Source organism: Chlamydia serpentis (assembly GCF_900239945.1).
In the GTDB taxonomy this organism is placed as follows: domain Bacteria; phylum Chlamydiota; class Chlamydiia; order Chlamydiales; family Chlamydiaceae; genus Chlamydia; species Chlamydia serpentis.
Genome location: NZ_LT993738.1, coordinates 944,425 through 955,163 on the forward strand (window position 1 = coordinate 944,425; position 10,739 = coordinate 955,163).

The following is a 10,739-nucleotide window of genomic DNA, read 5'->3' on the forward strand; positions in this document are numbered from 1 at the left end:
GGAGCCTTATTTGCTTTTGATGATTAAGCCTTCTTTACCATATGATATAAAAATGTACAAATGAAAAGAAAGTGAGATGGGAAGGATCTTTGAATCTTATAGATTCAGCGTTCTTATTTACTTCGTTGCTTTAAAATTGCGATAAATTATAGGAACTCTTCTTTAGTATTTCTCTGTAGTAGGAGAGAAATCCCCTCTTTGAGGTCAAGGTTCTCATAGAGAAGCCGGTAGATCCCACTAGTTATAGGCATGTCGATTTTATGATGTTTGGCAATTTGGTGAGCAGAGAGTGCTGTATACGCCCCCTCTACCGCCATTCCGATTTTTGCTTTCGCCTGTTCAAAAGTAAAGCCTTGAGCTAGGAGTTTCCCAAATTGTAGGTTTCTACTTGACTCAGAGAAGCAAGTCACGCAAAGATCTCCAAGTCCAGCAAGCCCATTTAGAGTTTCCGGACGACAATCCATGATTGCAGCTAATTTACGCATCTCATGCAAACCACGCGTTACAAGTCCCGCTTTCGCATTATTTCCAAAAGACAATCCCTCTGAGATTCCACAGGCAATAGCAATGACATTTTTTAAAGCTCCTCCGAGAGCTGCACCTTTGATATCGGTGTTAGGATAGACTCGGAAGGTTGGGATAGAAAAAGCTTCGTGTATTTGCTTAAGAGTTTGTGAGTCATAAGCACTGACAACTACAGAACATGGACAGCCTTTTAATACTTCCTTAGCAATAGAAGGACCACTAAGATATCCTAAATAGGGAGTTACAGAATCTCCAAGAACTTCAAGCATGATTTCACTGAGGAGGAGTCCTGTATTTTGCTCAATTCCTTTTGAAGTGATGACAAAGGGCACAGATAGATTAATGATTTGTTTGACTTGTTCTGCAACAGGGCGGATCCCTGCAGAAGTCACTCCTTCCACAATCATAAAAGCATTATGAATAGCTTCCTTCATGTTTGTCGTAAAAGAAAGATTCGGAGAAATGACAAGATCAGGAGCTAGTGGGTGACGTCGTTTTGTTTGTAACTGCTTGATAAGGCTGGTATTTCGGGACCACCCAACAACTGGATACCCTTTATTAGCAAGTAGAGAAGCTAAGCAAAATCCCCAGATGCCCATTCCTAAATAACCGACGTGTTCTTTCATGAGGCCTCAAAAAATGGTTCCTCGAAAACTGCTTTGTTTTCCCAATGTACGGAAGTAGATGTTGAAGGATAATAAAAATCCGCTTCTAATTCAAAGGTTGTGTTAGGAGAGAGCTTTTTTCCTGTAACTTTATGAAAAAGTTGACGTTCTCTATCAGAGAGGGCTTGCCTCACCGTATCTGGACTATGATTCCCTTCTAAATTTTTCAAGGGAGCAAAGCACTCTTGTCTAGGATAAACAAGGGTTTGGCAGCACTCACTATAACAAAATAGATCAAAGATAAATTCTTCAAATTTCCAGGCATTTTTTTCAGTTAGGGAAGAATGGCCTAACTGTTTGGCATGCTTATGAACTTTATATAGGGGGAGCTGTTGGTAAGCGGCATGACGGATGAAGTCCATAGACAAGCAGTAGAGTCCAATATTTGCAAGACAGTATTTTAGCTTGCCATCTTCATTAAGAGCAAATCTCTCATTTTTGGGAATTTCAGAATATTCGATAACAGAAGTTTTCCCAGAGTTATGAGATTTTACAAGAATACCTACATCTTCAATAGCAGTTTGACGTAAGGCTGCTTTTATGGTGACCTCGTTGTTAGTCATAGCATGGAAACCACAAAGTTCTACGTCAAAAGGGAGAGCTAGAGGGTTATCAATCGGGATGACACTGACCATTTCTATGCCAGCATTTTTCCATTTTTCCCATATCCCAGAGGTATAAAGAAGAGTTGCTATGCAACCATTACCATTAGGGCCTAAAGCCAAGGTATCCATGTCTTCAAGAAAGAGATCCCCAGATAGGGTTAAAAGGGGCCAGAGAGGTTGACAGAAAAAGTCTACCTGATTTGGATCAAGATGAAAATAATCGTTGGATTCGAAATAAGAACGGGTTTGTCGAGTATTTAGTGGCGATGTCATGAATGCTAGAGGGAGAGGCTGGCCTGCAAGTTTACTTGCAGCGCAGACTTTTTCTGCCACCAGTTGGAACAAGGGCTTTTTTTTAATCGGAGAAACAGGGAATAAACCTTTAGGGCCATCGCATTTTAATCTTGAACCCTGTCCACCTGCAAGGACTACACAAGCAACTTTTTTGTCTTTTAGTAACGAGGTCCCTACATGAGTTCTCTCTGGATCTTCTCCTGAAGAAGCAAATGATGTTATGGGATAGAAATCTTTGATTATAGTTGTAGGCGAGGAGATTAACTGTTGTTGTTTATGAAAGAAATCCACATCCACACAGGCGAGTTGGTGAAAAAGCCTTTGTTGTTGCTTGGGAGAAAGGGATGGCCAGATATCTAATAGATGATGTTGGTTTATGGCTTTGAGCTTATCTGCTAGGGTTTTTAGATTTATAGCAGAGAGCGAATATACTGATTCAGTCATTACAGTTAGCCTTACGTTCCTATCTCTTGATTCTTAGAATACTTATTGTTCTTGATCTTTTCGATGATTTTTCTATGGTTTATTAATCCCTGAAGTTCCTGACGACGGATTTGAAGAAATTGGAGGGATTCGCTCTGTTGTTTATAAAGAGATCTTTGTAATGTTTTCAAGTATTCTAAGAATATATCATAATGTTCTGTGTTATCTCGAGTAATAAAACGCTGATAACGCTTGTGATGTATATCTAAAATACTTTTTTTCGTGGTTTGAATAGTTTGTGATAGTGCCAGCAGACAATTCTCATGATAACGTACATTATCTAAAGATCTATAAATCTGAATTTTTAAGATTAAAGATAGACTAGAAAGTCGACGGGTCATGATTCAGCTAGTGCCTCAAGTTGCTTTAATGTGTTTTCCAAGTAGCAGTAGCTAGATAAAGGTTGTGTTAGAAATGCTTTGATGCTTGGAAGAAGTTGAACAGCTTTGTCTAATTCTTCATCTTGACCTGGAGTGTAAGCTCCAAGACGAATGATATCTAATGCTTCGTTATAGACTTTAAGTAAGGAACGAAGTCTTTCCGCAGCAGCATAATGGTGAGGAAGCGCTAGGTTTTGTGCTGATCGAGAAAGACTCGATAAGATATCAATAGGAGGAGAAGCAAGAGCTTGTCCTTGGCTTGTAAGGAAAAAATGCCCATCTAGTAGTGATTTTAAATAGTCAGTAAAGATATCAGGATGCTTAGGATAATATAAAATTGCATATAATGCAGTTATAGATCCTTTATCATTATTTCCTGCACGCTCTGTAAATTCCGAAACATGGTGAAAGACAGAAGCAGCATATTGGTGTGCAGATAGTGTCTCGCCTCGAGCTAAAGCGACTTCTTGTAATGCCGCAATCCATCGAGATAGAGAGTCCATAACAAACAAAACCTCATGACCTTGATCACGAAAATATTCTGCTATAGTCATCGCTGCTCGTCCGGCAATTACCTTTGTTGGCGCAGTGTCGTGAGCAGGTGCTGCAATGATTACAGTGCGGTGTTGTTTTAAGGCGGTGCTATGCCTTTCTATATATTCTCTAACTTCTCGCCCTCTCTCTCCAATTAAAGCAATGACATTGATTGTAGATTTCGATCCCAAAGCGATTGCTGAAAGTAGGGAAGATTTTCCACTGCCTGGTTCAGAAAAAACTCCGATGCGTTGTCCCTTCCCCAAGGTAAGAAAGGCATCAATCGCTTTAATTCCGGTGGGAAAGATTTCATCTATAGGCTGCCTCACCATAGGAGATGGTGGAATAGAAAGAAGAGGTTTTTTATGTGTCTTAGGAAGATCTTCCTTATTGTCCATAGGATTGCCAAAGGCATCTAAAACTCGCCCTAAGAGATAGTCCGACAAATGTAGAGAAGGAGGACGGCGTAAAGGGAGGACTTCAGTCCCGAGCGCTACAGAATATAGAGGGGACAAGGACATAAGAAGCGTAGTTTGATTGTGAAAACCAATGACTTCGGCAAGAAGATTAGGATTTTTTGTTGATGAAATTTTACAGAGCTCTCCAAGACATGCCGAAAGTCCTTGGACCTCAATAAGATTCCCAGAAACCTTTGATAATAAACCACAAGTACGGTAAGGCTGCCAATTATGAACGTGTATTTTCTCGTTATTTAGATAATTCATGCTGTCAAAACAGAAAGTAGATGGTCTAATTCTTCTCCAATTTCTTGTCTAAAAATGCCTTCAGGTGTTTCTATTTTAAATCCTCCTTGTTTACAACAAGGATCAGAAAGAAACTCAGCATGTTTAATCATAGGGAATTCATGGGTCGCGATCCACTCTTTAAGCATTTTAAGATCTTCAGGGTGTAAGAACACCTTGATAGGAGTTAAAGCTCTTAGTGCTGTATGTCTTTGAAGAGCCGTAGAGATAAGCAATGTTAGCTCTTCAGGATTTTCTAATTTCTTATAGAGGAATTTTTCACAGATGAGAAGAGCTATTTCTAGGAGATCTGGTTTTAACTGATGAACTGTTTTTTCTACCTCTGCCAGCATGTGGATAGAAAGTTTTCGAAACAGGTTTACCAGAGAATATAGTTCTTGGCATGCCTGATCGTTTATAGGATGTTCGAGAAGAGTGTCTTGAGGTTCTTTGTCCCAGGAGCTACTTGGATCTGCAAGATGTGACTGAGAAAGAGAACCAGGAGATTGTGGTGTTGTCACAAGAAATACCTAATTCTTAAAGTTTATATTTCAGTACTTGTTGTTTGAGATCTTCGGGCAATTTACTTAATAGTTCTTCTGCTTTGGTAGGGTCCAAATATGAAAGAATTAAAGCTATTTTTTCTGGAGATTCTTTTTGTATGATCTCTATCAGCTTTGAGATATTTATGCCTCGTTTTATTTTCTTTGGTTCAGGAGAAACTCTCTCGTATGCATGCTTAGCAAGGTAAAAACTCGATAATGCAACAATAGTTAAACTTATAATAAGGATCATAATTCCAATGAGAACTTTTGATATTAAAGGTTTCCTATTCTGTAAGCGAGCAAAAGGAATAGTTTCTATAACTATATCGTAGGAATCGTGATAGTTTTGATATAGATACTGTGAGGTGTGAGTAATAATTTTTTCTGATTCTTCTTTAGATAAATGGGAGAGATAACTTTGATTTAGAGTAAGCTGTAACGTAGGCTTACTTTCTCGTAAATGGTAGGCAAGCGCGAAGTGTTCCTTGGGGAAAAGTTTGCCGAGGTAGTTTTCTAATCCATGAATTAATAGAGAGTTGATAGTTATAGATGTCGGCATGTAGAGATTGCCCAAATTGTCTGATAAAGATATATGCTCTCTTGTTAATCCAGGAAGACTACTACAAAGGTACTCCGTGATCGATAAAAGAAGAGGAGGAGTTAGAGACGTTTCTTTTGCTAAAGTAAGAATTACAGAGAGATTTAAAGGGGAGGCCATGTCATCTTCCCCAGGGAATGCAATTGCTACTTTGGAAGAAACAATGGGATAGAAAGAAGTTAGGTCCTTTTCTAATTGTTCTTTTTTTGCTAGAGATTCTATTAGTCTAGGATTCCCCATTTGGGAAAGTTTAAACCAGTTGCTAGAAGTCGTTTCTGTTTTAGGATGGCTAGGATTTGAAGATCGCGTTGAGGACTTTCCAAACAAGACAGCACAACTTACAGCTCCAACGACTAAAAGACAGCCTAGTGGAGAAATCCCTAGAGTAGTAAGTTTTTTTGTCAAATTTTGAAAAAACACAATAGTCCTTCATAAAAATAAACGAAACCTTATGGCATTGTTGCCATCATATGACTCTCTATCAAAAAATATGAATTATTGACAATTGCATCTCCTCTTAGGATTTAGGACTTGAAAATTTTTCAAATCAAAAATTATGGGCTGAGTGCAGAACAATCTCTCTACTTAGAGCTCCAAGTTCGTGTTCTGCGCACCTAATTTTGAAGTTCTAAGAAGTGCTTTTCACATAGCCGAGTTTAAGTAAAAATCTTTGTGATAAAATCGTGGCAATGTTTTTATAACGTTATCCTCTGACTTTAATACTTATACTTTTAGTCTGTTAAAGGAGAGCCTGGTGGATAATGAGGATTTGAAAGATCTAATGAGGACTCATTCACTTTAACTTGAAGTTCCGGATAGATATAGGCTCGTAGGAGCTGTCCTATCGAATTTAGAGTAGACCCTAGTGATGAGGGACATGCTGAACAGTTCCCAGAATAGGCAATGGTCACGACAAGATCTTCTAGAGATTCTACAGTCACCTGTCCTCCATCCATAGCAATATAAGGACCAATTTTTTGTTCTATAGTATTGCGAAGAGCATAGAGTTTTTGTTCATGAGTTAGCGCGTCCCAATCACTTTGATTATAGGGGTCAGCATCTTCGAAATTAGGACTAAACGAGGCTTCTTCCAAAGGAAAGGAGCCATCTTCTAAAGGAATTTCAAGACATTGTTCAACAGCAGCATCTAGTGCATCGATAACAAAATGGTATAAAGAAAGACTATCTTTAGGCAAAGCTGGTTCCTGAATTTGTGTGCGTAGCGATCTATCAATATCATCTACAGTTAATTTATAAGCTTCGCTATAGCTCTTTCCAGCAACAAGATTACAGGTAGTTTCAGCTAAGGGAATTAGATATGGATGACCAAAGTATTGAAACTTTGCATCAAGGATAATACCATTCTGTTTGTCCACAAGCCAATAAAAAGTTAGGCTGTTGCCCATGAGTTTGTGTCCTTGCTTTCCAATGATAAGGTGAGCATTTTTGAGTTCAGCTTCTTCTTCAGAAAATGTTCCCGCACAGTGGGGTGCAAGAAATTTTTTCATAACTTTTGATGATAAAGTAGACCAAAAGACGATCGGTTCAAAAGGTATAGTCATAATGAACTTCCAACTAAGGGATTCAGGTGCTTTATTCCATCGTGCAGTGCTCGAGTTAGTGTAGAGAAAACAAGGTCTTTACTTCTTTCCGTAAGAGAGAAGTGTAGGGCACTATGACATAAAAATGGGGAGACTCCACAGTTTTGTAAAACTTGTGCTAGAGGTTGGAAACGTTCATATCCTAATCCTGGATAAATTCCTTGTTGGTGGAGGTAAAAGGCAAGACTTTCTGCAGGCATATCGGGGATCGCAGCAACAACAATATTAGGTAAGCGGTTATCGACTTCTGAAAATATTAACTGGATAGAAGGATGAGCTTGCTTTAGTTCATCAACGAGTTTGTTACATAAGCTAGAGGTATGAAACGTGAAGAGTGGAAGTGCAGAAAGACGTTCCTCACAAGCAATTTGCATCGCTGCTACTGAACTGAAACATAGGGATCCAGCAACATGAGTGGGAAACCAGGAGGAGAAGACTTTTTCTAGAGATTTGTGAATAAAGATTCCCCCTATTGAACCAATCCCTCCAATCGCGGCTGAAGAAAATGTGATAATATCAGCTTCAAGTATCTCAGGAGTCAGCGAGACCCTTCCTAAAATGTCAGAAATATCCAAGTGGAGAAGTATCTTGCGGTCTTTACATAAGGATACTATAGCATCTAAGGGTTGGATGACTCCTGTTAGTCCATGAGCTGCAGATAATGAAAATAATAAACTGCGAGGACTTAAAGCTTCTATAAGCTGTTCCTCTGTAATTCTTCCTTCATGATTTACGGTTACCCAATCATATGTAGTCGCTAATCCTGGATGGTGACGGAGAGCATTAATGAAAAGTTGTTGGTCGTGGGACGGAAAAACTAGGTGGTTTCTTCCTTGAAATAGTGACTGATTGTCTAAAAGAGCGGAAATGATGATTTTGACTACTTGTGAAAAATCTGAGACAAAGTGAAAGATGTGAGAATCTTTTAACCTTACTAATTTTCGAACACTATTTTCGCTTTTTTCGAGCAGTTTTAAAGCAGAGAAGGGCCCAAGGGAAAATAGATCTGCATGTAGAGCATGATTTTCTTTGACCTTCTCAGATGGAGGAATTGCTAGCTGGTTGTTTAGCCAAAAAGTTCTTGGTATTTTTCGAATTTGCGGTTTGTCCATTGATATACAATTGGTTTTCCTGTAGGCAACTCCAAAGAGAGTACCTCCTCCTCGCTTAATTTTTCTATATCCATAATTAAAGAACGCAGAGAATTTCCGTGTGCGGATACAAAAACATTTTTTGAATCCTTGAGTTGGGGAAGAATACTCTGTTCAAAATAAGGTAGTGTTCTTTGTTTCGTGTCATAGAGACTTTCTCCTTCAGGGGGAGCTATTTTATAACTACGCCTCCAAAGTTTCACTTGTTCTTCTCCAAACTGTTTCGCCGTCTCTTCTTTATTTTTCCCTTGGAGTTTGCCGTACATTCTTTCATTAAGGGCACTAGATCTGTATAGAGGAATCATTTTTTTTTCCTCTTGCTCGTTATAAATTTTAGACATTTCCTGCCCTTCAGGATCATTATGAACAATATAAGGGACTCTCCTAGAGCTATGGTTTGTCATGGCTAGCAATGCTGTCATAAGACTACGTACCAGAGTAGAAGTAAAGATACAGTCTATGGGGAGATCTTGGATCATTCTTCCCGCACAAAAAGCTTCTTCAATCCCTTGCTGACTTAGAGGAATATCTACCCATCCAGAAAATAAATTCTTTGCATTCCAAACAGATTGTCCATGACGTAACAAAATAAGAAGAGCCATATATCCCTAGAGAATTTGTCTTGAGAAAGTAAGCATAGGAAGAAAAAAACTTTTGTCTAGAAAAAATATATGAATAAAAAAGTTTTTAAAACAAAGAACAGTGGACCACTATTGTCCTGCTTAGGCAAAATAGACGTGTTATATGGGGTAAGAATGACAAAAGTGCGTCTCAATAAGTTTTTAGCTTCTGCGGGAGTCGCTTCTCGAAGAAAGTGCGATGAAATTATTTTTTCTGGCTCAGTGACTGTAAACGGTCGTGTTGCTGAAGGGCCCTTTGTTCTCGTAGATTCACAAGACAAAGTCAAGGTTGGCGGCACATATGTTCATATTACTAAGAAAGTATATTTTATGGTCCATAAGCCCATAGGGTACCTATGTTCTTCTGAGAAGAAGTTCCCAGGGACTAAGCTAGTCATAGATCTCTTTGCCCATCTTCCTTATAGGGTGTTTACTGTAGGACGTTTGGATAAAGAAACCTCAGGGTTAATCTTAGTCACAAATGACGGAGAATTTGCAAATAAAATTATCCATCCTTCTTCTGGAATTACTAAAGAGTATCTCCTTAAGGTTGGTCGTGATGTTTCAGCTAAAGATTTAGAAAAATTAATGGGAGGAACACTTATAGATGGCAGACACGTTGCTCCTGCTTCTGTTACTAAAATTCGTCGCGGAACGTTGAAAATTGTTGTTCGTGAGGGGAAAAAACACGAAATACGTTTATTTGCTGAGGCTGCAAGCCTTCCTATTCTCGAGCTCAAACGGATCCGTATAGGGAGTTTAGTTTTAGGAGGCTTACGCTATGGCGAGTATCGTGAACTTACCGATTCTGAACTTGCTACTTATATACAATCATCTCCCTAGCTTGTTTTTTATATACTAACCTGCAATAGATCGAAATCTATGGGATGTATTTTCTATGTTATAGTTAGTAGTATACTTCTTGGCTCCTGTTTAGGAGCTTACTGCCAGCTCTATTATTCAGTAAAAAGTATTGTCTGTTCTTGGGATGTATTAATGATACATGCTTTGGAGAAACGGTATGCATTGATCTCTCTTGCACACCTTATAGGAGAAGAAGATTTTCAATCTAAACGGGAGATAGATTTTTTGTTAAAATGTGATAAGATGCCATGGCGCTCGTTTCTCAAAAACAGTCATGATATTCTTCCGACGTTTAAAGAAATGGAAGATCTTCTTCCTGAGAGATTGCAGATATTTTTGAAGGATCTCGAGAATATTCAATCCGAAGATCAAGTAATCTTTTATATTGAAAATTTTTGGGCGAGCAAAAACCTCTTTGATTTTGAAATCTTTGCTTATGAACAGGCTGTAGAAAAATATGTAAAATTGCGACAGCGTATGTCTTTACGGTTAGCTTGTTCGCTATTTCGCTTTTTGGACCTTCCCGTCATCCAGTTTAGTCGCTAAACAATCTTTAAGATTTTGATCAAGAATGCGTAGTAAATGATCGACAAGAAGTTCTCTAGTACTCTCTATATCTATAGGCTTGCCAATAAGCTCTTGAAGAGATGTTGCCGATTGACCTACATCTTTCAAAGACGTGATAGGAGTATTTCCATTAATGCCAATGCCAAGTATAACCCCGAGAAGGTTCTCTACTTGAACCGTCTCTGGAAGGATTCCCGAGAGTTTTTTCCCCCCAATAAATACGTCGTTTGGCCATTTTATCTTTGCTTTTGTAATGCCTAATTCCTCACATAAGGCAATGACAGCTTCTGTCCCTAAGCGAAATAGACGGGAGGGATCGATATCGAAATCTGTAAGAAAAAAGCAAAAGGTATTCAGGAGATCCCCTTTTGAAGATTGCCAAGTTCTACCAAATTTTCCTCTACCTTCAGTTTGATTCGTTGTAGAGATTATAGTTAGTGCGTAAGGGTCCCACAAATGCATATATGTTTTTGCTAGTGTATTGGTAGAGGGAGTTTCTTCTATATCGTAATAAATAACTTTCATATTCTAAAAATTTACAGTTTGCTCAATAGGAACATGATT

12 protein-coding genes are annotated in these 10,739 nt (G+C 38.6%); 2 read left to right on the plus strand and 10 right to left on the minus strand.

Translation table 11 applies throughout. From position 1 onward, the window contains the following. Positions 1-146: 146 nt before the first annotated feature. From C834KP_RS04115 to C834KP_RS04155, 9 genes are all read right to left on the minus strand, one after another. Positions 147-1,151 (minus strand): NAD(P)H-dependent glycerol-3-phosphate dehydrogenase, encoded by a 1,005-nt coding sequence (locus C834KP_RS04115; protein ID WP_108896904.1) that lies wholly within the window; start codon positions 1,149-1,151, stop codon positions 147-149. Then, positions 1,148-2,533 carry a UTP--glucose-1-phosphate uridylyltransferase gene (locus tag C834KP_RS04120; RefSeq protein ID WP_108896905.1) on the minus strand — a complete coding sequence of 462 codons (1,386 nt, stop codon included), beginning with the start codon at positions 2,531-2,533 and terminating at the stop codon, positions 1,148-1,150. The genes C834KP_RS04115 and C834KP_RS04120 overlap by 4 nt, the downstream gene beginning before the upstream one ends. Before the next feature lie 11 nt (positions 2,534-2,544). Then, on the minus strand, positions 2,545-2,913 hold the full coding sequence (locus tag C834KP_RS04125; RefSeq protein ID WP_108896906.1) for a hypothetical protein: 369 nt from the start codon (positions 2,911-2,913) through the stop codon (positions 2,545-2,547). Further along, positions 2,910-4,211 (minus strand): FliI/YscN family ATPase, encoded by a 1,302-nt coding sequence (locus tag C834KP_RS04130; RefSeq protein ID WP_108896907.1) that lies wholly within the window; start codon positions 4,209-4,211, stop codon positions 2,910-2,912. Before C834KP_RS04130 ends, C834KP_RS04125 begins: the two co-directional genes overlap by 4 nt. After that, positions 4,208-4,750 (minus strand): FliH/SctL family protein, encoded by a 543-nt coding sequence (locus tag C834KP_RS04135; RefSeq protein ID WP_108896908.1) that lies wholly within the window; start codon positions 4,748-4,750, stop codon positions 4,208-4,210. Before C834KP_RS04135 ends, C834KP_RS04130 begins: the two co-directional genes overlap by 4 nt. A 16-nt stretch (positions 4,751-4,766) precedes the next feature. Continuing rightward, positions 4,767-5,792 (minus strand): type III secretion system protein, encoded by a 1,026-nt coding sequence (locus C834KP_RS04140; RefSeq protein ID WP_108896909.1) that lies wholly within the window; start codon positions 5,790-5,792, stop codon positions 4,767-4,769. Positions 5,793-6,103: 311 nt separating this feature from the next. After that, positions 6,104-6,934 carry an iron-sulfur cluster assembly scaffold protein gene (locus tag C834KP_RS04145; RefSeq protein WP_108896910.1) on the minus strand — a complete coding sequence of 277 codons (831 nt, stop codon included), beginning with the start codon at positions 6,932-6,934 and terminating at the stop codon, positions 6,104-6,106. Continuing rightward, positions 6,931-8,085 (minus strand): aminotransferase class V-fold PLP-dependent enzyme, encoded by a 1,155-nt coding sequence (locus tag C834KP_RS04150; protein WP_108896911.1) that lies wholly within the window; start codon positions 8,083-8,085, stop codon positions 6,931-6,933. The genes C834KP_RS04145 and C834KP_RS04150 overlap by 4 nt, the downstream gene beginning before the upstream one ends. Further along, positions 8,040-8,726, minus strand: a complete 687-nt coding sequence (locus tag C834KP_RS04155) for a 2,3-bisphosphoglycerate-dependent phosphoglycerate mutase (protein WP_108896912.1) — start codon at positions 8,724-8,726, stop codon at positions 8,040-8,042. The genes C834KP_RS04150 and C834KP_RS04155 overlap by 46 nt, the downstream gene beginning before the upstream one ends. Before the next feature lie 153 nt (positions 8,727-8,879). On the opposite strand from C834KP_RS04155, the gene C834KP_RS04160 reads away from it, so the two are divergent. Together C834KP_RS04160 and C834KP_RS04165 are read left to right on the plus strand one after the other, a co-directional pair. Next, positions 8,880-9,587, plus strand: coding sequence for a pseudouridine synthase (locus C834KP_RS04160; protein WP_108897150.1), 708 nt, complete (start codon positions 8,880-8,882; stop codon positions 9,585-9,587). A 39-nt stretch (positions 9,588-9,626) separates the two neighbouring features. After that, positions 9,627-10,154 carry a hypothetical protein gene (locus C834KP_RS04165; RefSeq protein ID WP_108896913.1) on the plus strand — a complete coding sequence of 176 codons (528 nt, stop codon included), beginning with the start codon at positions 9,627-9,629 and terminating at the stop codon, positions 10,152-10,154. On the opposite strand, the gene C834KP_RS04170 is transcribed toward C834KP_RS04165, so the two are convergent. Continuing rightward, a complete protein-coding gene (locus C834KP_RS04170; protein WP_108896914.1) occupies positions 10,110-10,700 on the minus strand; it encodes a biotin--[acetyl-CoA-carboxylase] ligase in 591 nt (196 codons plus the stop codon). The genes C834KP_RS04165 and C834KP_RS04170 overlap by 45 nt on opposite strands. Positions 10,701-10,739: the final 39 nt, after the last annotated feature.